Raw genomic sequence first — 24,730 nt, 5'->3', positions numbered from 1 at the left:
ACCGCGATTCCATCCCGTGCGCGGCCGAAATAGTAACGCCCCGCACTCGCCCGGGCCCCGGATCGGGGCATCGTGACACTTGTCGTGGCCGCGATCGCCGCCGTTCAGGCACGCTGAGCAGGTGACCTCAGAAGATGCCGCCACGCTGAGCCTCAGCCTTCGGCCACCCGAGCACCGGGTGAGCCGCAAGGCGATCGGCCACTGGACCGCCTCAGCCGCGCTCGGCTGGCTGGTGGTGATCTGCGTGCAGGCCGTGGTGGTGGCCACCAGCGACGGCCCGCCGTCGTGGCTCACGGTGACGCTGGTGATCTGTTGCGTGCTCGGCCCGCTGCACCTGCTCGTGATGCCGCAGTGGCGCTACCGCGTACACCGGTGGGAGGTCACCGGTGAAGCGGTGTACACGCAGTCGGGCTGGCTGAAGCAGGAGTGGCGGATCGCGCCGATCTCGCGGATCCAGACCGTGGACATCGAACGCGGCCCGCTCGAGCAGCTGTTCGGCCTGGCCCGGATCACGGTGACCACGGCGTCGGCGGCCGGCCCGCTGAGGATCTCCGGGCTCGACCACGACCGGGCCGTGATGCTGGCCGACGAGCTCACCCGGACCACGCAGGCCATCCGGGGTGACGCGACGTGAGCACGGCCGCGCCGGCCCCGCTCGTGGCCGCCGAAGGCACGGCTGAGGCGCCCTGGCACCGGCTCGACCTGCGGATGCTGCTCATCCGGCCGGTGCTCGACCTCGTGCGGTCGCTGCCCGTGCTCGTCGGCGCGCTCGTGCTGGGGTCGGGCAACAGCTGGCAGTGGATCGGGCTCGCGATCACCGCGCTGACGATCGCCACCGGCGTCTCGCACTGCCTGACGTCGCGCTACCGCATCACCCGGACGCAGGTCGAGTGGCGCACCGGGCTGTTGCTGCGCAAGCACCGCGCCGTGCCGCGCGACCGGATCCGCACCGTCGACGTGGTGTCGGAGCCGAAGCACCGGCTGTTCTCGCTGGCCGCGGTGCGGATCGGGACCGGACGGCACTCGCACGGCCAAGGCCCGGGCAAGGACGAGCTCGTGCTCGACGCCGTCACGCGTGACGAGGCGCAGCGGCTGCGGACACTGCTGCTGCACCGGAAAGCCGTCGCCGAGTCCGTCGACGCCACCGCCCCGCCGGAGCAGCTCTTGGCGGAGGTGGACAAGCGGTGGCTCCGGTACGCGCCGTTCACGCTGTCCGGCCTCGCGGTCGTCGGTGCCATTCTCGGCACCGTCTACCACTTCGCGCACGAGCTGAACCTCGACCCGGTGCGCTACGGCCCGCTGCGCGACCTCGCGCAGCGCGTCACCGAGGAACCGGTGTGGCTCACCGTGCTCACCGCTGCGATCGGCCTGCTCGTGCTGGTCGCGGTGCTGTCGGTGGGCGGCTACGTGCTGTCGTTCTGGAACTTCCGGCTCACCCGCGAACCCGGCGGCACGCTGCACATCCGCCGTGGCCTCGTCACGACCCGGTCGGTGTCGATCGAGGAGGACCGGCTGCGCGGCGCTGAGGTCAAGGAGCCGTTGCCGTTGCGGCTGGTCGGTGGCGCGAAGGGGGTGGCCGTGGCCGCCGGGCTGCGCGAGGGCAAAGGTGCGGACAAGGGCGGCGGGCTGTTGCTGCCGCCCGCACCGGTCGGGCGCGTGCGCGAAGTCGTGGACGACGCGCTGGGTGAGCACGTGGCGGACGTGCCGCTCGTGCGGCACCCGCGCCAGGCCCTCAACCGGCGGATCACGCGGGCGTTGACGAGCGCGCTCGTCCCGGCGGCGGCGCTGTTCCTGCCGGCGCACACGGGTGTGCTGCCGAATTGGCCGTGGCAGGTGGCGCTGGCCCTCGTGCCGTTCGCGGCGCTCGTCGGCTGGGACCGCTACCGCACGCTGGGCCACGCGCTGACCGGCCGCTACCTCGTGACGCGCTCGGGGTCGCTGGCGCGCACGACGGTGGCCGTGCGCCGCGACGCGCTCACCGGGATCGTCGTGGTGCGTTCGTGGTTCCAGCGGCGCGCGGGGCTCGTGACTGTAGTCGCGCCGATCGCGGCGGGGCGTGGGCGCTACCACGTGGTGGACGTCGGCGAGAACGCCGGCTTGGCACTCGCCGACGCGACGGCGCCGGGACTGCTCACACCGTTCCTCGTCCGCCGCGCCGCCGAATAACCACGGTGATCCTTTCCCGGAGTTCGACTCCCGCGATTGTTGCTGCGCTGTGGTAATTTACTCACCTGTCGTGTTCTGAGCCGCCGCAGACACGAAGAGGGTTTCGAATGCCGCGCTCCACGCCCTCCGGGGAATCAGCCGCCGCGCCGCGCCGAACAGCCGGCACGAGCAGTTCGCGCAAGGTTCTCCAAGTGCTGCTCGCGTTTTCCGAGCACCGCTGGGAGGCGAGCGTCGCCGAGCTGGCCGAGGTGATCGGCAGCCCGGTCGCCACCACCTACCGCTACGTGCAGCTGCTCAAGGAGCTGCAGCTGCTCGAGGAGGCCAGGTCGGGGCGCTACCACGTGACGAGCCAGGTGATGCCGCTGGCGCGGGCCGCGCGGCTGGCCAACGACCTCGCGCGCATCGCCCGCCCGACCATGGAGGAGGCCGCGCGCGAGCTCGGCGAGACGATCCTGCTGTTCCAGCACTTCGGTGACCTGGCGGTCTGCACTGATCGAGTCGAGTGCGACCGCGCCATGCGGTTCACGTTCCAGCCCGGCCACTCGATCCCGCTCGGTGCGGGCGCGACCGGCAAGATGCTGCTCGCGCTGCTGCCCGACGGGGAGCGCGAGCAGCTCGTCGTGGACGTCGCGCGCGAGCACGGCGTCGAGGTGCGCGAGGAGCTGAAGCACGCGCTCGCGAACCACTACGCGCAGAGCTGGGGCGACATCGAGGACGGCGTGTGGGCGTGCTCCGTGCCGCTCGAGACGGGGCGGCCGCGCCCGGCGGTGCTCTCGCTCGTCGGCCCGGCGGCGCGCATCAGCGAAGACGCGCGGCGCGAGGCGATCGACGCGTTGCAGCTGTATGCCGAACGGATCCGAAAAGCAGTTACGTCCTATTCGCTGTAGCCGGTAGGAATGGCGGGTGATCCGACTCGCCCACGCCCGGGAGCTGGCCGCTCTGCGTGAACTCGAACGCGCCGCCGGAACGCCGTTCCGCGAGGTCGGCATGGCGGAGATCGCGGACGACGAGCCGTTTTCGGTGGCGGAGCTGCGGCCGTACCAGGCAGACGGCCGGTGCTGGGTCGCCGCGCCTGCCGGCACGCCGGTGGCGTACCTGGTCGCGGACGTCGTCGACGGCAACGGGCACGTGGAACAGGTCTCGGTGCGGCCGTCGCACGCACGCCGCGGGCTCGGCCGCCGGCTGATCGACGCGGCGGCCGCGTGGGCTGCTTCGCGGGGCCTGCCGGCACTGACGCTCACGACGTTCCGCGACGTGCCGTGGAACGCCCCGTACTACGCACGGCTCGGCTTCCGGGTGCTGCCGGCGGCGGCCTGGGGCCCCGAGCTGCGGGCGATCCGGGAGCACGAGGCCGCGCGCGGCCTGGACCGCTGGCCGCGCGTCGCCATGATCCGCTGAGCTGCACGGTTACCCACCCGAGGGACTTGCGTCGCTCATGCGGGGGACCCGATTTGCGAGTCGATTCGAACACGTGTTCTACTGTGCGAGCCGGCCCCGGAGGGGGAAGCTCCGAGGGCCGGCACCGACTCTTCTGGAGGCAGCGTGGCAGTCAAGATCACCCACCACACCAACGGCCAGCAGGTCCGGTTCGCCAACGCCGACGGCGCCCGCCGCTACGCCGAGATCATGGGCGGCGGCGTCGACAAGTGGGACTTCACCGACGTCCCCGGCGAGCCCGAGTTGCCGAAAATGTCGGGGTCGGTGGTTAACGTGCCGGTATGGCGTATGACTTCCAAGTAACCGTGGACTCCATGAACCCCCACGCCCAGGCCGACTGGTGGGCCGAGACGCTCGGCTGGACCGTCGAACCCAGCGACGAGGCCTTCATCCGCGAGATGATCGCCAAGGGGTACGCGAAGGAGTCCGACACGACGAAGCACAACGGCGCTCTCGTGTGGCGCGAGGGCGCGGCGATCTCCCATCCGGAGACCTCGCGGAGAGTGCTGTTCCAACTCGTGCCGGAGGGCAAGACCGTGAAAAACCGCCTCCACTTCGACGTCCGCGTCGGGGCGGACCAGATGGACGCCGAGGTGGAGAAGGCCCTCGCACGAGGTGCGACGTTCCTGCACCGGGGCAGCCAGGGGCCGAACCGGTGGGTGACGGCCGCGGATCCGGAGGGGAATGAGTTTTGTATCGGGTGATGGGTTCAGGGCTTTTGTGGTGCGGGTTGTGGTGACGGATTTTTGCGGTGTTGGTGGAGTCTGTTGCGGGGCTGATTTTTTGGGTCCTGGCGGGGTGTGCTTGCGGGCTGATGGTGGGGTTCGTGGGGTGGCCAGCTGATTGTTGGGCCCTCGCGGGGTGGCCTTGCCGGCTGATTTCGGGCCTCGCGGGGCGTCCCATGCCGGCCGTATGGGGCCTGGTGGGGTGTCCTTGCCAGCCGTAATGGGGCCTGGTGGGGTGACCTTCACAGCCGTTTTGGGCCTGGTGGGGTGACCTTGCCAGCCGTTTGGGCCTCGCGTTTTGGGGCCTCGCGGGGTGTCCTTGCCAGCCGTTTTGGGTCCTCGCGAGGCGTGTTGCGGGCCGTAGAAGGGGATTACGGTCCACGCAGGGCGTGTTGCGTGGGGGCCACCCCGATCCTTCAGTGTCACTACGGTGGAAGGCGGGGATCGAGGTGCAGGGCGGGGACTGGGTAGCCCCTGGCGAGTTGCGGCGCGTCGATTGTTGGTCGGGGTTCGTAACGGGCAGTGCAAGCACTGCCTTGTGCGGGGGCCAGGGCTCGTAACGAGGCGAGCCGAAGCGCTTCGCCGGCACTGCCTCGGCTCTGAGGCCGGTAACACCGCGAACCCGGCTCGCACCGACAGCCTTGCGAATGCGCCGCCAGCGAGCCCTACCTCTGCAACACCATCACCCGAAGCTCCACCAGGGAGCCAACGCTGCGCTCCGCGCAGCAAGGCTCCCCGTGCCGCCCACCCAGCTCACCAACGCACCGACCTGTACGTGGAGCACCCACACCCCACCCAGCCACCTCGATCCCCGCCTTCCACGCGGTGACAATCAAGGATCGGGGTGACCCACGCCAGACGCCCCGCGAGGCAACAACACGCAACACGCCCTGCGCGGCAACACCCAGCACGCCGCCGGCGAGGCAAGACCCTGCACGCGGCGGGCGAGGCAGATCCCCCTCAAGCCGACAGCAAGGCAAATCCCCCACGTAGCCCGCGAGTCAAGCCCCCCGCAACAGCCCTGCGAGTTTGCGAGGGCTCGCGAGTGTTGCGTGGTTGGTTCGTGTAAGGGATTGCGTGGGGCGCCCTCGACAGGTGGTGTGGGATTCGCCTCGCGGGCTGCGTGCGGGGTGTCGACCCCCTCAGCCGACCAACCGACCCAAAGCCTTCCCCACCGCCTCGCCCAACAAATCCAACTCCGCATCCCCAGCCACCAACGGCGGCGAAACGGCAATCCCCTTCCCCACCGGCCGCACCAGTACCCCTTCGTCCCGCATCAACCGCTGGAGCTTCCCCGGCGCTCCCGGGTCCGCGGCCAGCACGTCCGCCGACAGCTCCACCGCGGCGAGGAACCCGAGCCCGGCCCGGACCTCCGCGACCGCCGGATGTCCCACTGCACCGGACAACGCGTCCGCCAAGGGCTTCTCCAGTTCCCGGCCGCGCGGGATCAAGCCGTCCTTCTCGTAGATGTCCAGCGTCGCCAGCGAAGCCGCGCAAGCGACCGGGTGGCCGGAGTACGTCGCCCCGTGCCGGAGCACCGGAGCTCCCGGCGAGCCGGTGAAGAACGGTGCCGCGACCTCCGGCGAGACGAGCAGCGCGGCCAGCGGGATCGTGCCGCCGGTGATGCCCTTCGCGGTCGTGATCATGTCCGGGCGCACGGCCCACCGGTCGATGCCGAACCAGGTCCCGAGGCGCCCGAAGGCGGCGATGACGCAGTCCGCCACGAACAGCACGCCGTGCCGGTGGCAGACCTCCACCGCGGCCTCGAGGTACCCCTCCGGCGGAAGCAGCACGCCGCCGGCACCGATCACCGGCTCGCAGAAGAACGCGGCGACCCGGTCGGCGCCGACGCGCAGGATCTCCGCCTCCAGCGCCTCGACGCTGTCGTACGCCACGTGGGAAAACCCCGAGGCCATCGGCCCGAACCCCTCGGAGTTCACGGGAATCCCGCCGACCGCGGTGCCGAACCCGTGCGTGCCGTGGTAGCCCTGCGTGCGGCCGATCACGTGGACCTTGTCCGGCCGTCCAGTGTGGACGAAGTGGGCCCGCGCGATCTTCACCGCGGTGTCCACGACGTCGCCGCCGCCGGAGCCGAGGAAGATCTTGCCGTTCTCGAACGGCGCTAGTTCGGCGAGCCGCGTCGCCAGCTCCAGCGCCGGCTCGTTCGCGTAGTAGCCGAACAGGTTGTACGAGTCCAGCTTCTCCAGCTGCGCCGTCACGGCCTGCGTGATCTCCGGGCGCCCGTGGCCGAAGTTCGCGTACCACAGCGAGGCCGTGGCGTCGAAGTAGCGGCGGCCGCCGTCGTCCCAGACGTACGAGCCCTTGCCCCGGGTGATCACGAACCGGTCGCCGTCGACGGCACCCATGTCCGCGAACGGGTGCCACAGCGGGTTGTGCATGCGTCCTCCTTCTGCCACAACGGGATTCACGCCAGGAACTCCTCGATCTCAGTCTCCGAGTACCCCAGCTCGGCCAGCACCTCCACCGTGTGCTGGCCCAGCACGGGCGGCGGCGACGTCGGTCGTGGCTGGGTGCCTGAAGCCTTCACCGGAAAACCGGTGCCGAGGTACGTGCCGATCGTCGGGTGCGGCAGGCGCACGACCTGGTCGCGCGCGGCCGTCCACGGGTCGGCGTACACGTCGTCGATGTCGTTGATCGGCGCGGCCGGGATGCTCGCCTCGTCGAAGACCTTCATCCAGTCGTCGACGGTGCGCGTCACCAGCACCTCGCCGAGCAGCGCGTTGAGCTCGTCGCGGTGCTCCGAGCGGGCCGCGTTGGTGGAGAACCGCGGGTCCTCCGCGAGGTCGAGCCCCAGCACGCGGCACAACACGCGCCACAGCTTCTCGCTGCCCACCGCGATGATCAGCCAGCCGTCGGACACGTGGTAGGCCTGGTACGGCACGATGCTCGGGTGCGCCGACCCCATCCGGCGCGGCCGCGGCTTGTCGTAGAAGTGCGCGCCGGCGGCGTAGATGTGCCACGCGAGCTGAGCGTCGAGCAGGGAGACGTCGAGGTACTGGCCGCGGCCGGTCTGGTGCCGGGCCTGCAGCGCCATCAGCACGCCGATGATCGCCCACGTGCCCGCGTTGAGGTCGGCGACGGGCAGGCCGACTTTCGCCGGCGCGCCGTCGGGCTCCCCCGTCAGCCCCATCACGCCGCCGAGCGCCTGCGCGACGAGGTCGTAACCCGGCCGATCGCGGTACGGCCCGGTCTGGCCGAAGCCGGTGATCGACACGTGGATCAGCCGCGGGTTGAGCTCCGACAGCTCGGCGTACGAGAGCCCCCACCTCTCCAGCGTGCCGGGGCGGAAGTTCTCGACGAGCACGTCGGCGTCGGCCACGAGCCGGCGCACGGCGTCGCGGCCGCGCTCGGACTTGAGGTCGAGCACGATCCCGCGCTTGTTCCGGTTGGCGGCGAGGAAGTACACGGCTTCGTCGCCGACGAACGGCGGGCCCCACAGGCGCGTGTCGTCGCCGTGTCCGGGGGGCTCGACCTTCACGACGTCGGCACCCATCTCGCCGAGGTACTGCGTGCAGTACGGCCCCGCCAGGATCCGGGAGAGGTCGACGACCTTGATGCCGTCGAGCGGGCGGACCTCGGGCATGGGCGGCTCCTGGCGTCGTCGCGGACCTGTGCCCTCCTTTCTACCTCCCGGGGAACGGATTACCTACCAACGGCCCATTGACGTGAAGCGTTCACTCCTGTTGGTTTTTGAGTGAGTCTGTGCTGCTTTGAGTAGTTCGGTTGCGCACTCCTGGAGGAACCTATGCGTCGTCTTGTGGGTCTGGCTGGCGCCGCCTTCCTGACCACCGCCCTCTTCACCGCACCAGCCGCCGCTGCTGCTCCCGCGCCCGCACCGTTCGCCGCGCAGCAGGAAGCCGGCGCGCTGCCGCCGATGGGCTGGAACAGCTGGAACAAGTTCGGCTGCAACATCAACGAGGAGCTCATCCGCGAGACCGCCGACGCGATCGTCGCGAGCGGACTCAGGGACGCCGGCTACCAGTATGTGAACATCGACGACTGCTGGGCCGAGCAGAACCGCAACGCCGAAGGGAAGTTCGAGCCCAACCACGAGCGCTTCCCGAGCGGCATCAAGGCACTGGCCGACTACGTGCACGCGAAGGGCCTCAAGCTCGGCATCTACACCAGCGCCGGCACGCAGACCTGCGCGAAGACCATGCCCGGCGCGCTCGACCACGAGGACGTCGACGCGCAGACGTTCGCCGACTGGGGCGTCGACTACTCGACTGGCGCGGGCGGCAGGCAGTTGAGCACGGAACCCTCCGGCGCCGTCACGTGCACCGGGCAGAACGAACCCGCGTTGTGCGGTGCCTCCGGCGAAACCGCGGCCTTCACGGCGAACGACGCGTACGCCCGCGTGTAGTTCAGCACCACGTTGATCCCGCGCCGGCTCTGCGGCCCCGCGAAGTCCACGTGGATCTCGTCGCCCGCCACCGTGACGGCGACGCGCAGCACCACGGGTTCGTCGTCGAAGCCGTCGGTGACGAGCTCGTTGCGGTAGACGCCGTCGGGCAGCGCGGTGATCGCGTCGCGCAGGGCGCGTTCGGAGCGGTTCATGATCTCGGCGGCGACGTCGTCGAGCGAGTCCAGGCCGAATTCCGCCAGCAGCCGTACCAGGCTCGCCGCGCCCACGTCGTTGCCGGCGATCTGCGCGTAGAGGTCGCCGATCGTCTCCTCCGGCGTGCGCACGTTGGCGCGGGTTAGCCGTTCGAGGTCGGTGTTGACCTCGCCGGCGCGGAGGAACTTCATGATCGGCAGCTGCAAACCCTCTTCAAAGACCTCGGTCGCGTCCGCCGAGACCAAGCGGCCGCCGATGTCCGGCGCGTGGCAGCACGATGCGAACCACGCGACGAGCCGGCCGCCCGCGAACACGGGTGTTGCGACCGTGATGTCGTTGATCTGCCCGGCCGTCTGCCACGGGTCGTTGGTGAGCAGCACATCGCCGGGCTCCAGCGTCTCCGGCGGGTATTCGGCGACGAAGTGCCGCATGCCGGTGGCCATCGCGTTGATGTGGCCCGGCGTGCCGCCGGTCGACTGGCCGATCATCTCGCCCCGCGAGTCGAACACGGCGCACGCGAGGTCGAGCGATTCCCGCACCACCGCGGAGAACGCGGTGTTGACCAGCGCGTTCTGCTGCTCGGCGAGGATCGAGTGCAGCCGGTTGCCGAGCACGCCCACGAGGATCGGGTCGGTCACCAGCTCACCTCCAGGCTCGCGTCGGCGCGCACCACGCAGCGTGCGCCGGGCGGGACGACCACGGTGGACTCGCGTTCCTGCACGATCGCGGGGCCGTCGACGTGGTCACCCGGCCGCAGCCGGTAGCGGTCCACCACCGCCGTGTCGACAAATCCGCCAGGTCCGGGAAGTACGCCAGTCGCGTGCCACCGCGGGCATCACCGGACGCGGATTCCTTGAGCCGCAACGAAACCTCGGGGGCCGGCGCTGACGACACCACGCGCCAGTTCAGCACCTCCACCGCCACGGGCGGGCCGCTGCGGCGGCACAGCGAGCGGTACCCGTCGGTGAAGTCCGCGATCAGCGCGTCCGGCCACGTACCGGCCCTCGCCCGGACCGGCACGCGGATCTCGTAACCCTGCCCGGCGTAGCGCATCTCGGCGACCCGCGTGTGCGTCACATCCGCACCGTCCACACCGGACTCCCGAAGCAGCGCTGCGCCCCCGGCCTCCATCTCGGCGAACAGCGCGTCGACGTCCGCCCACGACAGGTCCAGCACGGCCGCGCGCGCCGAGCGCACGAAGTCGAACGCCAGCGGGGCCGTCAGGAAACCCAAAGCGCTGAGCACCCCCGCCGCGGGCGGGGCCACGACGGTCGGCGCACCCAGCGCCCGCGCGACACCCGCGCCGTGCACCGGGCCCGCGCCGCCGAACGTGTACATCGGCAAGCTTCGCCGGGTCCTTGCCCCGCTCGACGGCGTGCACGCGCCGCCGCGTTGGCCATGTCCTCGTTGACGCTCGTGTGGATGCCCTACGCCGCTTCCTCGACGCTGACGCCGAGCGGTTCCGCGATCTTCGTGCGCACGGCTTCGCGCGCGGCTCGGACGTCCAGCGCCATGCCGCCGCCGAGGAAGTACGCGGGATCGAGGTAACCGAGCAGCAGGTCGGCGTCGGTGACGGTCGGCTCCGCGCCGCCGCGGCCGTAGCACACCGGGCCGGGCTCGGACCCCGCCGAATCGGGCCCGACGGTGAGCAGCCCCAACGAGTTCACCCGTGCGATCGAGCCGCCGCCGACGCCGATTTCGATCAGGTCCGTGACCGGCACCTTCACCGGCAGGCCCGACCCGGGCAGCAGCCGGTACTCGCGGCCGACTTCGAACTCATGCGTCACGAGCGGCGCGCCGTCGGCGACCAGGCACAGCTTCGCCGTGGTGCCGCCCATGTCGAACGCCAGCACATCGGGCTCGCCGGCCTCGGTGCCGAACGCCGTGGCCGCGAGCGCACCGCCCGCCGGGCCGGATTCGAGGATTCGGATCGGGTACTTGCCCGCGGTCTCGACCGTCGCGATCCCGCCGTGGGACAGCATGATGTGCGGCGCTGGCCGCACGCCGAGGTCACGCAGCCGGCGTGCCAGGTCGGCGAGGTAGCGCTCGGCGAGGTCCTGCACGTAGACGTTCGCGACCGTCGTCGACGTCCGTTCGAACTCGCGGATCTCGGGCACGACATCGGCGGAGAGCGCCACCCGCAGCCGTGGCGCCACGCGCGCGAGCACCTCGGCCGCGCGCCGCTCGTGGCCGGGATTGGTGAAGGAATGCAGGAAGCACACGGCGACCGCGTCGATGCCACGTGCGTCGAGCTCGCGGCCCAGGCGCGCGACGAAGTCCTCGTCGAGTCGCGTGTGGACGGTGCCGTCGGCCAGGATCCGCTCCGGCACGTCGAAACGCAGGTACCGCGGCGCGAACGGCTCGGGCAGCTCGAGGTGCAGGTCGAGGTGCAGGTCGTAGAGCTCGTAACGGTGTTCGCGGCGCATTTCGAGCACGTCGCGGAAACCCGCTGTGGCCAAAAGGACCGTGCGGGCACCCTTGCGTTCGATGAGCGCGTTGGTGACGAGCGTGGTGCCGTGCACGAGCTGCTCGACGTCGCCGAAGTCCAGGCCGGCGCGCGAGAACACCTCCGCGAGCCCATCGGCGACCGCGCGGGCCGGCTCGCGGTGGGTCGTGCGGACCTTCCCGACCGCGACGACGCCGGTCGCGTCCAGTACGGACAGGTCCGTGAACGTGCCGCCGATGTCGACCCCGACCCGCAGCCCCGTCATCAGCACAGCCCGTTCGTCAGCACAGCCTCGCCATCAGCGCGGCTTCCGCGGCCACCGCGGCGACGTGTTCACCGGCGGCATGAGCTTCGCCCGCACCACCAGCACGTTGGGCTCGTCGGACTCGATGAACTCGCTCAGCAGCCGCCGGAACGCCCGGCCGAACCCGGACACGCGGTCGGCGTGCACCCCGAACGACCGCGCCAGGCCCACGAAGTCCGGGCTGTCCCAGTCGACGCCGCGGTGCGGCAGGCCCTCCTGGTCCTGGTCGAAGCGCAGCATGCCGTAACCGCCGTCGTCGACGACCACGACGGTCACCGGCAGCTGCTCCTCGGCGAGCGTCGCGAGATCGCCCACGGCGTAGAGGAAACCGCCGTCGCCGGTCACGCACACGACCCGCCCGGAACCGGTTGCGGCGGCGCCGAGCGATGCGGGGAAGCCGTAGCCGAGCGTGCCCCAGCCCATGGGGTACGCGAGCTTGCGCGGCGCGCGCACGCGGTGGAAGCCGCCGACCCAGTAACCGGCCACGCACATGTCCGTGACCAGCATCGACGATTCCGGGAGCACCTCCTCCAAAGTGGACAGAAAGTCGGCTGCCTGCGGTTCTTCGGTGCGGATGCGCCGGCGCACGCGGCGGCCGATCGAGGCCAGGCGCACGGTCAGGTCCTCGAGCCCGGGCCGGCTCGCGGGGCGCAGCGACTCGACGACGCGGCGAGCATCGCCGACCAACGTGATGTCCGGTTTGTAGTTCTTCGCCGCGTCGAACGCGTCCACGTTGATCGCGACGAGCTTCGGCGGCGCCGGCATGAGCCAGTTCTGCGTCATCAGACCGTCGAAGTCGGTGCCGATCGCGAGCACCACGTCGGCCTCGTCCCACAGCTCGCCGACCTCCGGCGTGTGCACCGGATTCGGGGCCAGGCAAGGGTGATCGACCGGCAGCAGCCCGCGCGCGGCGAACGTGGTGATCACCGGCGCGGCCAGCCGCTCGGCCAGTTTGCCGATCGCCTCACCCGCGTCCGAGCGCAACGCGCCACCGCCGGCCCAGATCAACGGCCGCTTCGCCGAGGACAGGACATCCGCGGCGCGCGCGAGGTCCGGCAGGTCGAGCACGCGCTCGGCGGGCGGCGCGGGCGGTTCGCGCGGCGGCGTCGTTTCCCGCAGGTAGTCGGTGGGAATGCCGAGGTACACCGGGCCGGTCTGCGGCATCAGCGCGAGCCGCGCCGCGCGGTGCACGGTGGTGCCGATCTGATCGGCGCGGTGCACGGTGAACCCGGCTTTCGTCACGGGCGCGAACATCGCCTGCTGGTCGGACGTCTCGTGCAGGACCCCGCGCACGACGCCCGGACGCTTCAACGTGGACGGGATGTCAGTGGCGACCACCAGCACGGGCGCGGCCGAAGCCATCGCCTCCCCCACGGCGCCGAGCGTGTTCGCCGCGCCAGGCCCGGTCGTCACGAGCGCGACGCCGAGTTTTCCCGTGGCACGGGCATAACCGTCGGCCGCATACCCGGCCGTCTGTTCGTGCCGGACCCCGACGATGCGGATCCCCGTGTCCGCCAACGCCTCCCACAGCGGCAGGTTGTGCACACCCGGGAGCCCGAACACGACTTCGGTCCCGCGTGCCTTCAGCGCGTCGCCCAGATGCTGAGCACCAGTCCGTCCTGCCACGGCTGTCACTGTATCCACAGGGCGGAAAGCGTTGCACGGTCGTCACCGGACACCGTTTGTCACCAGGGCTTAAGTGGTAGGAGGCAGGGAACACGACATCGTGCGTAGACTCGGGCTCCGGGGTGCGCCGATGCTCCCGGCGTGCGGAAGGTGGGTGGCCCGAATGCCGTTGATGCCCGTGACCGACTCGATGTTCCTGATGGTCGAAACCCGCGAACACCCGATGCACGTCGGCGGTCTGCAGCTGTTCCGCAAACCGGTCGACGCGTCCGGCAACTACCTCAGCGACCTGCGCCGCTCGATGCTCGAAACGGACAACGTGCGCAGCGTCTTCCGCCGCCGGCCCAGCCGCCCCGTGAACACGGTGGGCCACGTGGCCTGGAGCACCGAGGGCGACCTCGAGCTCGATTACCACTTCCGGCACTCCGCGCTGCCGCAGCCCGGCCGCATCCGCGAACTGCTGGAAGTCACGTCGCGCTGGCACAGCACGCTGCTCGACCGCCACCGCCCACTGTGGGAGATCCACCTCATCGAGGGCCTGCAAGACGGCCGGTTCGCGATGTACTCGAAGATCCACCACTCGCTCATGGACGGCGTCTCCGCGCTGCGGCACCTGCAGGGCACCCTGTCCGACGACCCGAACGACCTCGACTGCCCGCCGCCGTGGGGCAGTCGGCAGGCCGGGAGCGGCAACGGCAACGGCCACGCGTCCGGCTCGCTGTTCAAGCGGGCGGGCAAGACGTTCGACCAGCTGACGGGCATGGCGCCGGCCGCCGCGAAGGTGGCGCGCGAGGCGTTCCGCGAGCACACGCTGACGCTGCCGATGCAGGCGCCGAAGACCATGCTGAACGTGCCCATCGGCGGCGCGCGCCGGTTCGCCGCGCAGTCGTGGCCGCTGGATCGCGTGCGCGCCATCGCGACCGCCGCCGGCGTCTCCCGCAACGACGTCGTGCTCGCCATGTGCTCCGGTGCGCTGCGCGACTACCTCATCGAGCAGAGCGCACTGCCGGACGCACCGCTGATCGCGATGGTGCCCGTCTCGCTGCGCCGCAAAGCCGACGCCGGCGAGGCCACGGGCAACAACATCGGCGCCCTGCTGTGCAACCTGGCCACCGACCTGACCGACCCGGCCCTGAGGTTGTCGGCCATCCACACGTCCATGGCGAACGGCAAGAAGCTGTTCTCGGAGCTGACGCCGCTGCAGACGCTGCTGCTCTCGGGTGTCAACGTGGCCCAGCTGGGCGTGTCGCCGATCCCGGGCGTGGTGAACAACACTCGGCCGCCGTTCAACCTGGTCATCTCCAACGTCCCGGGCCCGCGCAAGCAGATGTACTGGAACGGTGCTGCGCTCGACGGCATCTACCCCGCATCGGTGCTGCTCGACGGCCAGGCGCTCAACATCACGCTGACCAGCAACGGTGACAACCTGGACTTCGGGATCACGGGCTGCCGGCGCAGCGTGCCGCACCTGCAGCGGATCCTGACCCACTTGGACACGGCGCTGGCGGAGCTGGAAGGCGCCACCGGGGTGAAGGGGTAAGGACCCCGGCGGCGCTTGCCACCCGGCGTCAGGCGATGCCCTCCGGGCTCGCGCCACCGACCTGGATCGCGTCGGCGGTGAGGCGCTCGATCTCGGCGAGGTCACCGTCCGTCGGATCGAGGTCGGCGGCCGCCGTGCCGGCGGCGATGTGCCGCGGCTGCCGTGCGCCGACGATGGCGACGTGGACGCCCGGCTGCGCGAGCGTCCACGCGATCGCCAGCTGGCTCACCGAAGAGCCCCGCTCCTGCGCGAACGCCGCGAGCTTTTCGACGATCTCCGGGTTGTGCCGCAGGTTCTCGCCCTGGAACGCCGACGACTTCGCCCGCCAGTCGGACTCCTCGAACGCCGAATCGGGCTTGAGCGTGCCGGTGAGCAGACCGCTGCCGAGCGGGCTGTAGGTGAGTACGCCGATCTCGTGCTCGCGCGCGTACGGCAGGAGGTCCGTCTCGATCCCGCGGCGGAACAGGTGGTACGGCGGCTGCAGCGTCTCCACCGGCCGCGTCTCGTCGAAGGCCACGAGCTGGGCCGCGTTGCAGTTCGAGACGCCGACGTGGCGCACCGCGCCCGCGTCGACGAACTCCTGCAGCACCCCCGCCACCTCCGCGGCCGGCGTGCCGGGGTCGGGCCAGTGGATCTGGTACAGATCGAGGTGGTCGACGCCCAGCAGGCGCAGGCTGTCGTCCACCCGTTGGGTCAACCACTCCCGCCGCAAATCCCGCGGCCGCTGCGACCGCGGCATGGTGCCGCCCTTCGTCGCGATGACGACGCTGACCCGGTCGTGGTCCAGCTCGCTGCGCAGGGCCTGGCCCAGCAGCGCCTCCGCCCTACCCCCGCCGTAGGCCTGCGCGGTGTCGAAGAGCGTCACCCCGAGCTCACGCGCGTGCCGGATCGCCGCGATCGCCGTGTCCTCGTCGAAGGGCACCCCACTGGCCACCCAGCTGCCAGGTCCGGAAGGCGATCCTCGACACTTCGAGGCCGCTTCTGCCCAGAATCGTCGTCCGCACGGGGCTCAGGAGATCACACGGCCAGGCGGCCGCGCACCACGCCCGCGGCGGCCGTTCCGGCCAGCGGGGAGCCGAGTTGCCCAAGATGTGCCGTTGAGCGGCTATCGGGTCCACAGTGGACATCCACCGCGCGTCGGCTCAGCGGTTCGAACCGGTCACTTCGGGCGCACGGCCATGAAGTTGATCGCGTGGGCGCTCATCACCACTTCATCGTCGGCGTTGAAGAGTTCGACGTGCGTGCGCAGCAGGCCGCGGTCGGGCTTGGACTTCGAGAGGCGGGCTTCCTCGATCGTCGCGCGGACGCGCAGCTTGTCGCCGGGGCGCACGGGGCGCGGCCAGCGCAGGTCGTCCATCCCGGGGCTGCCGAGGCTCGACACCGTGGACAGGTAGTGGTCCACGAACATCCGCATCATGACGCTCGCCGTGTGCCAGCCGCTGGCGACGAGACCGCCGAAGGGGCCGTGCTGTGCCGCGGCGGGGTCGATGTGGAAGCTCTGCGGGTCGAAGCGGCGTGCGAACTCGATGATGTCCTCTTCGGTCACCACCGCTTCGCCGAACTCGTACACCGCGCCCTGCGGGTAGTCCTCGAACCAGCGGTCGTCGATCGGCGTCGTGAACTCGGTCATGGGCGAAGCGTGCCACATCGACCGTTCGAGCGGCAGCGAAGCGAGCGTCAGCGGCCCGGGGACCGCGGCTCCGGCGCGACGTCGCGGTGGCCGTCGAGCTTCCACCAGGTTTCGAGCGTCTGGCGCAGCGCCTTGAGCAGCTCCCCGCCGGTCTCGAGCGGCACCAGTGCCGCCGGGCCGTCGCCGACGCGGAGTGCGGCCGAGACGCGGTCGTCGCGTTCGATGAGGCCCACGACCACGCTGGTGGGTTGACCGGTCAGGTCAACGGTGGGGATCGCCTGTTCGTAGCGCCAGCCCGTGGAGTGCACGGGCCAGACCTTGACACAGTTTTTCATGATCACGACCGGAAATCACCCGGAAGTGCTGCGGCTCTACCCGGCCCAGGGACGCACCTCTTCGAGCAGCTTCGCGACGGCCAGCACGAGGTCGTCCGAGTGCCGCGGCCCGACGATCTGGATCCCCACCGGGAGCCCCGCCGACGTGCGTCCCGCCGGGACGCTGATCGCCGGCTGCTGCGTCATGTTGAACGGGTAGGTGAACGGCGTCCACTCCGGCCACTCGCTCAGCCCGCTGCCCGGCGGCACGTTGTGCCCGGCCTCGAACGGCGGGATCGGGAGGGTCGGCGTGATCAGCACGTCATAGCGCGTGTGGAACTCGCCCATGAGGATGCCGAGCGCCGCGCGCACCGCGGTGGCATCGAGGTAGTCGCTCGCCGAGAAGGTCTTGCCCTTCTCCCACACGAGCCGCAGGCCCGGGTCGACGCGGTCTTCGCTGCCGGGCGGGAACGAGTCGAGCAACTTCGCCGCACCGGTGGACCACAGCACGTCGAACGACGGCTTCGGGTCCTCGAACCCCGGATCCGCCTCCTCGATCTGCAGCCCAGCGTCCTCCAGCGACTTCACCGCCGACGCGACGATCGCCGCGACCTCCGGGTCGACCTGCACGTAGCCGAGCGCGGGCGAGAACGCCGCGATCAGCCCGCGCACGTCGCGGCGTACGGCCTCGCGGTAGGTGCCCACCGGCGGCGCCAGCGCGGCCGGGTCACGCGGGTCCGGCGTGGCGATCACGTCGAGCAGCAACGCGATGTCGTCGACGCTGCGGGCCATCGGTCCGGCGTGCGACAGCGGGCCGAACGGGCTCGCCGGGAACAGCGGGATGCGCCCGTGCGTGGGCTTCAGCCCCACGATCCCGCAGAACGACGCGGGGATCCGCACCGAGCCGCCGCCGTCGGTGCCGACGGAGAGCGCGCCCATGTCCGCCGCCACGGCCGCCGCGCTACCGCCGCTCGATCCGCCCGCGGTCATCGCGGGGTTCACGGGGTTGCGCGTGATACCGGTGAGCGCGCTGTCGGTCACGCCCTTCCACGCGATCTCGGGTGTGGTCGTCTTGCCCAGCACCACCAGGCCCGCTTCGCGCATCCGCGCCATCACGGGACTGTCGACGTCCCACGGCTGGTCGGCCGGGATGCTCGTCGAACCGCGCAGCGTGGGCCACCCCGCGGTGAGGAACATGTCCTTGATCGACGAGGGCACGCCGTCGAGCCAGCCGATCGGGTTGCCGTCGCGCCACCGGATCTCCGCCGCCTTCGCCTGTTCCAGGGCGCGGTCGGCGTCGACGAGGCAGTAGGCGTTGAGCTCGCCGTCGCGCTCCTCGATCGCCTTCAACGCGTCTTGCGTCGCCGCCACCGGCGAAAGCTCCCCGGTGGCGTAGGCCGCGACGAGCTCGCTGGCGGTCAGTTCCCGGTCGCTCATCCGGTCGCTCCCTCTGATCCCGACGGCACGTATCCGAGCCGTTTGTCCACGACGTTGTGCAGCGGTTCCCCGGCCACCCAGCGGCGGAAGTTCGCCTCGAAGACCTCTACCAGAGTGCTGCGCCAGCCGATGAAGTCCCCCGACATGTGCGGCGACAGCAGCACGTCCGGCATCGTCCAGAGTGGACTGTCGGCGGGCAGCGGCTCGGTGTCGAACACGTCGAGCGCCGCCCCGGCGAGCTCGCCGCCGCGCAGCGCCGCGACCAGGTCGGACGTGACCACGAGCTCGCCTCGCCCCACGTTCACGAACCGCGCCGACGGCTTCATCGCCGCGAACGCCGCCGCGTCGAACATGCCCTTCGTCTGCTCGGTCAGCGGCGCCACGGCCACCACGTAGTCGTAGGCCGGCAGGTGCCGCGTCAGCTCGGCGGAGTCGTGGACGACGCCGAAGTCCGGGTCGCCCGTGCGCGGCCGCCGCCCCGCCCCGGACACGCGCAGGCCGGCGGCCCGCAGCAAGCGCGCGATCGAGCGCCCGATGGGCCCGGTGCCGACCACGAGCACCTCGCGCCCGGCGATCCGTTCCGTCTCGCGGTGCTGCCAAGTGCCGGCGCGTTGCAGGTCGAGTGAACGCGCGAAGTCCTTGGCGAAGGCCAGAACCACACCCAGCACGTACTCGGCGATGGCGTCGTCGAACACCCCGCGCGAGTTCGTGAGCACCACGTCGCTCTCGATCAGACCGGGGAACAGCACCGGGTCGACGCCCGCGCTCGCGATGTGCAGCCACCGCAGTTCGCCTGCGGAATGCCAAGCTCCGGGCACGGCCGTGGAGAGGAAGTCGTAGACGAACAGAGCCTCGGCTCCGGTAAGCGCTTCGGGTAATCCTGCCGCGTCGGTGTAACGAACCACCGCCGCTGTTTCGATAGCGGCCATGTCCGGTGGTGGAGCCGACCCGCACAGCACCGCCAGCACGGGAAATTCCGAGACGATCACATTGACACCGTAAAAGTGGCTCGTATGATTGTCAACAATCCGAGGAACGTCCCCCGGAGCACCGGACTTGTCAGTCGTACAGGCGTACTCCGGAGGCTGAGCCTTGGATCTGGACTTCCTCGCGTTCGAGGGCCCGTTAGCCCAGCGGGGCATCGGCGTGATCGCGCCGTTCGACCTTGCCCTCGAACGTGAACTCTGGCGCTGGGTGCCCATGGAGGTCTCCCTCCACCTCGCCCGCACGCCGTACGAGCCCGTGCCCGTGAGCATGGAGATGGCCCAGCTCGTGAGCGACAGCCGGCACCTCGCCGCGGCGACGCGCGACGTGCTGCACGTCGAGCCCGAGGTCGTCGCTTATCTGTGCACCTCCGGCAGTTTCGTCAACGGCACCGACTACGAACGTTCCCTCACCAAAGCCATCTGTGACGCGGGCGCCCCCGACGCCGTGACCACCTCCGGGGCGCTGGCCGAGGTGCTGCACCAGCTCGACCTGCACCGCGTCTCGGTGCTCACGCCGTATGACGCCGACCTCACCGGCAAGCTCCACGACTTCCTCGGCGAGCTCGGCGTGGACACGGTCTCCAGCGATCACCTCGGCCTCGGCGGCGGCATCTGGAAAGTCAGCTACCGCACCATCGCCGAGCGCATCCTCGCCGCCGACCACGCCGACGCCGAAGCGATCTTCGTCAGCTGCACCAACCTCCCCACGTTCGATCTGATCGAGCCCCTCGAGTCGGCGCTGGGCAAACCCGTGCTGACCGCCAACCAGCTGACGATGTGGGCCTGCCTGCGCCGCATGCGCCTCCCGATCGTCGGCCCCGGCAAGTGGCTGGGGGAGGTGTCATGATCCGCTGTTTGACCGACACCGTTAAGATTGTCGACAATCTGCGTATCCCGGAGGTTTCGTGACCACGATCGGCTTCATCTACCCCGACCACGCGGCCGAGGACGACTACCCGCTCGCGGAGCAGCTGCTCGGCGGTTCGGACTCCGCCGAAGGCGACATCCGGCTCCCGGTTGAGCACATCTACGGCACCGACCTGCACGCGGTGCCCGAGCTGCTCGACCTCGGCAGCGAGGCCCGGCTGGCCGACGGCGCCGAGCTGCTCGCCAAGCACGAGCCCGACGCCGTGATCTGGGCCTGCACGTCCGGCAGCTTCGTGTACGGCTGGGACGGGGCGCGCGACCAGGCCGACCGGCTCGCCGCGGTGGCCGGTGTCCCGGCCTCGAGCACGTCGTACGCGTTCGTGCACGCGGCGCAGGCGCTGGGCGTGAAGCGGGTCGCGGTGGCCGCGAGCTACCCCGACGACGTGGCGCGCCTGTTCGTGGATTTCCTCGCCGCAGGCGGCGTGGAGGTGCTGACGATGAAGAGCGCGGGCATCGACACCGCGGCCGAGGTCGGCCGCCTGGAGCCGGAAGCCGTGGTGCGCCTGGCGGTCGAGAACGACCACCCCGAAGCCGACGCCGTGCTGGTGCCCGACACCGCGATGCGCACGCTCGCCGAGATCAACGCCATCGAGCGCGAGCTCGGCAAGCCCGTGCTCACCGCGAACCAGGTGACCATCTGGGAAGGCCTGCGCCTCACCGGCACCACTCGTCTGGTGCGCTCGCTCGGCGCACTGTTCCGGGTGAGGGGCTGAACCGTGGTCGCCCTGCCCGGGATAGAACCGGTGAGCCGCGAGTCGACGGCCGCCGTGATCGCGCGCCAGCTGCGTGACGCGATCATGACCGGCGCCCTGCCACCCGGCACGCAGCTCGGCGAAACCGACCTCGCCAGCCGCTTCCAGGTCTCGCGCGGTCCGCTGCGCGAGGCCATGCAGCACCTCGTGTCCGAAGGCCTGCTGCGCAGTGAACGCCACCGCGGGCTGTTCGTGATCGACCTCGAGCCCGGCGACGTGTTCGACGTCTACCTCGCCCGCTCCGCCGTGGAGCGCGCGGCGCTGCTGTGCGCTCTGCGCGGCGACCGCGACGCCATCGCCGCCGTGCTCGAACAGGCCGTGGCCGACATGGCCGCCGCCGCGGACGACGACGATCCGGCCGCGCTCTCCACGGCCGACCTCGCCTTCCACGAGGCACTCATCACGGCCTCCGGCAGCAAGCGGCTCGTGCGCATGGCCCGCACGCTGCTCATCGAGACGCGTATGTGCCTGACGCTGCTGCAAGGCACGTACCAGGGCGTGGAAGACCGCGTGGAAGAGCACACGCGCATCATCGAAGCGCTGCGCACCGGCGACGCGGACACCGCACTGGACCTGCTCGACGCCCACATGGAAGACGCGATCGGCCGCCTGCTGCCGGGTTCGAGCCTGAAGGAAGGGGCGACACAGGTTTCGTGACCACGAGGCCGCAGCCGTCACCGCACCGCGGAAGCGCTCACCCATCGGACCGCGTCCCCAGCACCGGCTGCCCGCCGCGACCGTCCCGGTAGGACGGTGCCCACGGGAAGCGCCCCGCCTCGTCCGCGTGCACGAGCTGCAGCGCCCGGATTTCCCTGCCGTACAAGGAGACCGCCACCAGCAGGTGTGCCGACGGTTCGGCGAGCGCCACGATCTCCACGGTCGGCAGCCCCCGCAGCGAGAACACCTCACCGGGTCGCGGTGGCCCCTCCTCGAGCGTGCGTTCGGTCACCGCGGACAGCAGCGCCTCCGCCGGTTGTGGTGGCAGGCCGGCGACCAGGAGCTCCGGCAGCCCGTGGGCCGTCAGGCCGACCGTGTACGCCCAGGGCGGCCGGGAATCCGTTCCCAGCACACCCTGGACGCACCAGCCGTACTCCTCGATCCGCGCGAGGATCTCCGCCACGTACTCCTGCCCGGATCTGCCCGGGTACTCACACTGCTCGCACATCGGTGCCCTGCTCCCCCTGCTCCAGCTCGTGGAGCGAACCCCCGGCCGGCGGGTCCCGGTCGGTCGGGGAAGAGTGAAGCGGGGAGCACCGACGAAAAATCAGCGGAGCGCTTCGGCCACCGCCGTGCCGAGGCGAGTTGTGGTAGAGGTGCCGCCGAGGTCGGGGGTGAGCTCGGCGCCGGCCGTGAGCACCTCGTCGACGGATGCGCGGATCGCTTGCGCGGCAACGCTTTCGCCCAGGTGTTCGAGCAGCATCGCACCCGCCAGGATCTGGGCCACCGGGTTGGCGATGCCCTGGCCGGCGATGTCCGGAGCGCTTCCGTGGACCGCTTCGAACATCGACGGAAACTCACCCGATGGGTTGATGTTTCCGGACGGTGCCATGCCGAGTCCGCCCGTGACGGCGGCCGCCAGGTCGCTCAGGATGTCGCCGAAGAGGTTCGACCCCACCACCACGTCGAGCTTCTCGGGCGCTTGCACCATCCGCGCGGCCAGCGCGTCGACGTGCATCTGTCCACTTTCGACGTCCGGGTACTTCGCCGCGACCTCGGCGAAGATCTCGTCCCAGAAGGGCATCGAGTGGATGAGCCCGTTGGACTTCGTCGCGGAAGTCACGCGCGAGGAACGCGTGCGCGCCAGCTCGAAGGCGTAGCGGATGATCCGTTCCACCCCGACGCGCGTGAACACCGATTCCTGCAGCACGAATTCGTCGGGCCGCCCGGAGTTGTGCCGGCCGCCGATCGCCGAGTACTCCCCTTCTGAGTTCTCGCGGACGATCACCATCTCCAGCTCGTCGGCCGTGCGGCCCGCGAGCACCGACGTGGTGCCCGGCAGCAGCCGCACCGGCCGCAGGTTCACGTACTGCTGGAAGGCGCGCCGCAACGGGATCAGCAGACCCCACAGGGAAACGTGGTCCGGCACGCCGGGGAACCCGACGGCACCCAGCAGGATGCCGTCGAACGCCGCCAGCTGCGCCACGCCGTCGTCCGGCATCATCGAGCCGGTCTTGGTGTAGCGCTCGCAGCTCCAGTCGAACTCCGTCCACCGCAACGAAAAGCCGTGCTTCGCCGCCGCGGCGTCGAGGACCTTGCGGGCCTCCACCGTGACGTCGACGCCGATGCCGTCACCGGGGATACTCGCAATCCGGTACTCGCTCATGCGCGCACCTCGCCGGGGCTCGGTGCGGCATCCGCCGGACGCGCCGTGTTCATTGGTTCACTCGCAAGCTCGCTCACAGGCTCACCGCGATGTACTTGGTCTCGAGGAACTCGTCGATGCCGACCGTGCCACCTTCGCGCCCGAGGCCCGACTGCTTGATGCCGCCGAACGGTGCCGCCGGGTTGGACACGATGCCCTGGTTGAGCCCGATCATGCCCGCCTCGAGCCGCTCGGACACGCGCAGCGCGCGCTTCACGTCGCTGGTGTAGAGGTAGGACACCAGGCCGTACTCGGTGTCGTTGGCCTGCTCGACCACCTCGTCCTCGGTGTCGAACGGCGTGATCGGCGCGACCGGCCCGAAGATCTCCTCCGACGCCATGCGCGCGTCCGCCGGCACGTCGGTGAGCACCGTGGCCTGGTAGAAGTGGCCCGGCCCGTCGACGGTCGCGCCGCCGGTGAGCACGCGCGCGCCGCGGTCGGTGGCGTCCTTGACCAGCTCGGTCACCTTGCGCACGGCGGCCTCGTCGATGAGCGGGCCCACGACCACGCCGTCTTCGGTGCCGCGGCCCATCGCCAGGGCCTGCATGCGCTCGGTCAGCCGCCGCGAGAACTCCTCGGCCACGCCGCGCTGCACGTAAAAGCGGTTCGCCGCCGTGCACGCCTCGCCAATGTTGCGCATCTTCGCCTGCATCGCGCCTTCGACGGCCGCGTCGAGATCCGCGTCGGCGAACACGACGAACGGCGCGTTGCCACCGAGCTCCATCGACGTGCGCAGGACCTTCTCCGCGCACTGCTCCAGCAGCTTGCGCCCCACCGCGGTCGACCCGGTGAACGACAGCTTGCGCGCGCGGCCGTCACGGATCAGCGGCTCCATCACGCCGCCCGCGTCGGTGGTCGTGACGACGTTCAGCACGCCCTCGGGCAACCCGGCCTCGGCGAGGATCGACGCCAGCGCCAGCATCGACAGCGGCGTCTGCGCGGCCGGCTTGATCACCATCGTGCAGCCCGCGGCGACGGCCGGGCCGATCTTGCGCGTGCCCATGGCCATGGGGAAGTTCCACGGCGTGATCAGCAGCGTCGGGCCCACCGGCTGCTTCGTGATCAGGAAGCGGCCGACACCGTTGGGCGCGGTGGCGTACCCGCCGTCGATGCGCACGGCCTCCTCGGCGAACCAGCGGAAGAATTCGGCCGCGTAGGTGATCTCACCCGCCGCCTCGGCCAGCGGCTTGCCCATTTCGAGCGTCATCAGCAGCGCGAGCTCGTCACGACGCTCGATCAGCTTGTCGTAGGCCCGGCGGAGGATCTCGCCGCGCTCGCGGGGCGCGACGGCGGCCCAGCTCGCCTGCGCAGCGACGGCCGCGTCGAGCGCCGCCATCCCGTCCTCGGGGCCCGCGTCCGCCACCTCGCACAGTGCGGTGCCGGTCGACGGGTCCTGCACCTCGAACGTCTTCCCGCTTTTGGCCGGCACCCACTTGCCGCCGATGAAGAGTTCCTTGTCGACCGCGCCGACGACGCCGGCCTCAGTGATCGCACTCATC

General features: G+C 70.7%; 23 protein-coding genes and 3 pseudogenes. 11 read left to right on the top strand and 15 right to left on the bottom strand.

What is annotated here, in order from left to right; translation table 11 throughout:
- Nucleotides 1–121 precede the first annotated feature (121 nt).
- From I6J71_RS05200 to I6J71_RS05175, 6 genes are all read left to right on the top strand, one after another.
- Nucleotides 122–634, top strand: coding sequence for a PH domain-containing protein (locus I6J71_RS05200; RefSeq protein ID WP_204093670.1), 513 nt, complete (start codon nt 122–124; stop codon nt 632–634).
- The gene (locus I6J71_RS05195) at nt 631–2,166 is read left to right on the top strand and encodes a PH domain-containing protein (RefSeq protein WP_370542085.1); all 1,536 of its coding nucleotides are present in this window, start codon (nt 631–633) and stop codon (nt 2,164–2,166) included. The genes I6J71_RS05200 and I6J71_RS05195 overlap by 4 nt, the downstream gene beginning before the upstream one ends.
- A gap of 191 nt (nt 2,167–2,357) precedes the next feature.
- A complete protein-coding gene (locus tag I6J71_RS05190) occupies nt 2,358–3,053 on the top strand; it encodes an IclR family transcriptional regulator (RefSeq protein ID WP_239154445.1) in 696 nt (231 codons plus the stop codon).
- A 16-nt stretch (nt 3,054–3,069) separates the two neighbouring features.
- The gene (locus I6J71_RS05185) at nt 3,070–3,564 is read left to right on the top strand and encodes a GNAT family N-acetyltransferase (RefSeq protein ID WP_204093668.1); all 495 of its coding nucleotides are present in this window, start codon (nt 3,070–3,072) and stop codon (nt 3,562–3,564) included.
- 144 nt (nt 3,565–3,708) lie between these two features.
- The gene (locus tag I6J71_RS05180; RefSeq protein WP_204093667.1) at nt 3,709–3,906 is read left to right on the top strand and encodes a hypothetical protein; all 198 of its coding nucleotides are present in this window, start codon (nt 3,709–3,711) and stop codon (nt 3,904–3,906) included.
- On the top strand, nt 3,885–4,307 hold the full coding sequence (locus I6J71_RS05175) for a VOC family protein (RefSeq protein ID WP_204093666.1): 423 nt from the start codon (nt 3,885–3,887) through the stop codon (nt 4,305–4,307). Before I6J71_RS05180 ends, I6J71_RS05175 begins: the two co-directional genes overlap by 22 nt.
- Nucleotides 4,308–5,470: 1,163 nt before the next feature.
- On the opposite strand, the gene I6J71_RS05170 is transcribed toward I6J71_RS05175, so the two are convergent.
- Nucleotides 5,471–6,727 carry an aspartate aminotransferase family protein gene (locus tag I6J71_RS05170; protein WP_239154443.1) on the bottom strand — a complete coding sequence of 419 codons (1,257 nt, stop codon included), beginning with the start codon at nt 6,725–6,727 and terminating at the stop codon, nt 5,471–5,473.
- 26 nt (nt 6,728–6,753) lie between these two features.
- Entirely contained in the window at nt 6,754–7,932 is a 1,179-nt protein-coding gene (locus I6J71_RS05165) for a CaiB/BaiF CoA-transferase family protein (protein WP_204093665.1), read from the bottom strand.
- A gap of 162 nt (nt 7,933–8,094) precedes the next feature.
- On the opposite strand from I6J71_RS05165, the pseudogene I6J71_RS05160 reads away from it, so the two are divergent.
- A pseudogene (locus I6J71_RS05160) lies at nt 8,095–8,571 on the top strand (glycoside hydrolase family 27 protein); the annotation flags it as partial.
- Nucleotides 8,572–8,573: 2 nt separating this feature from the next.
- On the opposite strand, the pseudogene I6J71_RS05155 reads toward I6J71_RS05160, so the two are convergent.
- The 5 genes and pseudogenes from I6J71_RS05155 to I6J71_RS05145 all read right to left on the bottom strand — a co-directional run.
- Nucleotides 8,574–9,548, bottom strand: a pseudogene (locus I6J71_RS05155) (hydantoinase B/oxoprolinase family protein); the annotation flags it as partial.
- A complete protein-coding gene (locus I6J71_RS47640; protein ID WP_239154442.1) occupies nt 9,542–9,679 on the bottom strand; it encodes a hypothetical protein in 138 nt (45 codons plus the stop codon). The pseudogene I6J71_RS05155 and the gene I6J71_RS47640, both read right to left, overlap by 7 nt.
- Nucleotides 9,680–10,173: 494 nt before the next feature.
- Nucleotides 10,174–10,245 (bottom strand): annotated as a pseudogene (locus I6J71_RS49655) (hypothetical protein); the annotation flags it as partial.
- A gap of 89 nt (nt 10,246–10,334) precedes the next feature.
- Nucleotides 10,335–11,618, bottom strand: coding sequence for a hydantoinase/oxoprolinase family protein (locus I6J71_RS05150; RefSeq protein ID WP_255570765.1), 1,284 nt, complete (start codon nt 11,616–11,618; stop codon nt 10,335–10,337).
- 33 nt (nt 11,619–11,651) lie between these two features.
- Complete coding sequence (locus tag I6J71_RS05145) at nt 11,652–13,283, bottom strand: thiamine pyrophosphate-binding protein (protein WP_204093664.1); 1,632 nt, start codon at nt 13,281–13,283, stop codon at nt 11,652–11,654.
- 163 nt (nt 13,284–13,446) lie between these two features.
- Between I6J71_RS05145 and I6J71_RS05140 the strand changes: the two genes are divergently transcribed.
- Complete coding sequence (locus tag I6J71_RS05140) at nt 13,447–14,823, top strand: wax ester/triacylglycerol synthase family O-acyltransferase (protein ID WP_204093663.1); 1,377 nt, start codon at nt 13,447–13,449, stop codon at nt 14,821–14,823.
- 28 nt (nt 14,824–14,851) lie between these two features.
- Here the strand turns inward: I6J71_RS05140 and I6J71_RS05135 are convergent, their stop codons facing one another.
- From I6J71_RS05135 to I6J71_RS05115, 5 genes are all read right to left on the bottom strand, one after another.
- Complete coding sequence (locus tag I6J71_RS05135; RefSeq protein ID WP_370542084.1) at nt 14,852–15,745, bottom strand: aldo/keto reductase; 894 nt, start codon at nt 15,743–15,745, stop codon at nt 14,852–14,854.
- A 237-nt stretch (nt 15,746–15,982) separates the two neighbouring features.
- Nucleotides 15,983–16,453, bottom strand: a complete 471-nt coding sequence (locus I6J71_RS05130; protein WP_204093662.1) for a MaoC family dehydratase — start codon at nt 16,451–16,453, stop codon at nt 15,983–15,985.
- Nucleotides 16,454–16,500: 47 nt separating this feature from the next.
- The gene (locus I6J71_RS05125; RefSeq protein ID WP_239154441.1) at nt 16,501–16,788 is read right to left on the bottom strand and encodes a hypothetical protein; all 288 of its coding nucleotides are present in this window, start codon (nt 16,786–16,788) and stop codon (nt 16,501–16,503) included.
- A 36-nt stretch (nt 16,789–16,824) separates the two neighbouring features.
- The gene (locus I6J71_RS05120) at nt 16,825–18,204 is read right to left on the bottom strand and encodes an amidase (protein WP_204093661.1); all 1,380 of its coding nucleotides are present in this window, start codon (nt 18,202–18,204) and stop codon (nt 16,825–16,827) included.
- On the bottom strand, nt 18,201–19,133 hold the full coding sequence (locus I6J71_RS05115; protein WP_204096884.1) for a D-2-hydroxyacid dehydrogenase: 933 nt from the start codon (nt 19,131–19,133) through the stop codon (nt 18,201–18,203). Before I6J71_RS05115 ends, I6J71_RS05120 begins: the two co-directional genes overlap by 4 nt.
- 163 nt (nt 19,134–19,296) lie before the next feature.
- Between I6J71_RS05115 and I6J71_RS05110 the strand changes: the two genes are divergently transcribed.
- Genes I6J71_RS05110 through I6J71_RS05100 form a run of 3 tightly spaced genes read left to right on the top strand, consistent with a single transcriptional unit; the run spans nt 19,297 to nt 21,526 of the window.
- Nucleotides 19,297–20,037: an Asp/Glu/hydantoin racemase gene (locus I6J71_RS05110; RefSeq protein WP_204093660.1), complete on the top strand. Its 741-nt coding sequence runs from the start codon at nt 19,297–19,299 to the stop codon at nt 20,035–20,037.
- Nucleotides 20,038–20,095: 58 nt separating this feature from the next.
- Nucleotides 20,096–20,830: an aspartate/glutamate racemase family protein gene (locus I6J71_RS05105; RefSeq protein ID WP_204093659.1), complete on the top strand. Its 735-nt coding sequence runs from the start codon at nt 20,096–20,098 to the stop codon at nt 20,828–20,830.
- A 3-nt stretch (nt 20,831–20,833) separates the two neighbouring features.
- Nucleotides 20,834–21,526, top strand: a complete 693-nt coding sequence (locus I6J71_RS05100) for a GntR family transcriptional regulator (protein WP_204093658.1) — start codon at nt 20,834–20,836, stop codon at nt 21,524–21,526.
- 37 nt (nt 21,527–21,563) lie between these two features.
- Here the strand turns inward: I6J71_RS05100 and I6J71_RS05095 are convergent, their stop codons facing one another.
- The 3 genes from I6J71_RS05095 to I6J71_RS05085 all read right to left on the bottom strand — a co-directional run bounded on the left by I6J71_RS05095 (nt 21,564) and on the right by I6J71_RS05085 (nt 24,729).
- The gene (locus tag I6J71_RS05095) at nt 21,564–22,034 is read right to left on the bottom strand and encodes a DUF4262 domain-containing protein (RefSeq protein ID WP_204093657.1); all 471 of its coding nucleotides are present in this window, start codon (nt 22,032–22,034) and stop codon (nt 21,564–21,566) included.
- A 99-nt stretch (nt 22,035–22,133) separates the two neighbouring features.
- The gene (locus I6J71_RS05090) at nt 22,134–23,192 is read right to left on the bottom strand and encodes a tartrate dehydrogenase (RefSeq protein WP_204093656.1); all 1,059 of its coding nucleotides are present in this window, start codon (nt 23,190–23,192) and stop codon (nt 22,134–22,136) included.
- A gap of 73 nt (nt 23,193–23,265) precedes the next feature.
- Nucleotides 23,266–24,729 carry an NAD-dependent succinate-semialdehyde dehydrogenase gene (locus I6J71_RS05085; protein WP_204093655.1) on the bottom strand — a complete coding sequence of 488 codons (1,464 nt, stop codon included), beginning with the start codon at nt 24,727–24,729 and terminating at the stop codon, nt 23,266–23,268.
- Nucleotide 24,730 lies beyond the last annotated feature (1 nt).

It is taken from the genome of Amycolatopsis sp. FDAARGOS 1241, from assembly GCF_016889705.1.
GTDB lineage: Bacteria > Actinomycetota > Actinomycetes > Mycobacteriales > Pseudonocardiaceae > Amycolatopsis.
This window is presented reverse-complemented; position numbering and strand designations above follow the sequence as displayed.

Bases quoted from the DNA above. Each gene is read 5' to 3' on its own strand.
- I6J71_RS05175 (WP_204093666.1), top strand. From the start codon at position 3,885: ATGGCGTATGACTTCCAAGTAACCGTGGACTCCATGAACCCCCACGCC.
- I6J71_RS05170 (WP_239154443.1), bottom strand. From the start codon at position 6,727: ATGCACAACCCGCTGTGGCACCCGTTCGCGGACATGGGTGCCGTCGAC.
- I6J71_RS05165 (WP_204093665.1), bottom strand. From the start codon at position 7,932: ATGCCCGAGGTCCGCCCGCTCGACGGCATCAAGGTCGTCGACCTCTCC.
- I6J71_RS05150 (WP_255570765.1), bottom strand. From the start codon at position 11,618: ATGACGGGGCTGCGGGTCGGGGTCGACATCGGCGGCACGTTCACGGAC.
- I6J71_RS05140 (WP_204093663.1), top strand. From the start codon at position 13,447: ATGCCGTTGATGCCCGTGACCGACTCGATGTTCCTGATGGTCGAAACC.
- I6J71_RS05130 (WP_204093662.1), bottom strand. From the start codon at position 16,453: ATGACCGAGTTCACGACGCCGATCGACGACCGCTGGTTCGAGGACTAC.
- I6J71_RS05125 (WP_239154441.1), bottom strand. From the start codon at position 16,788: ATGAAAAACTGTGTCAAGGTCTGGCCCGTGCACTCCACGGGCTGGCGC.
- I6J71_RS05120 (WP_204093661.1), bottom strand. From the start codon at position 18,204: ATGAGCGACCGGGAACTGACCGCCAGCGAGCTCGTCGCGGCCTACGCC.
- I6J71_RS05115 (WP_204096884.1), bottom strand. From the start codon at position 19,133: ATGGCCGCTATCGAAACAGCGGCGGTGGTTCGTTACACCGACGCGGCA.
- I6J71_RS05095 (WP_204093657.1), bottom strand. From the start codon at position 22,034: ATGTGCGAGCAGTGTGAGTACCCGGGCAGATCCGGGCAGGAGTACGTG.
- I6J71_RS05090 (WP_204093656.1), bottom strand. From the start codon at position 23,192: ATGAGCGAGTACCGGATTGCGAGTATCCCCGGTGACGGCATCGGCGTC.
- I6J71_RS05085 (WP_204093655.1), bottom strand. From the start codon at position 24,729: ATGAGTGCGATCACTGAGGCCGGCGTCGTCGGCGCGGTCGACAAGGAA.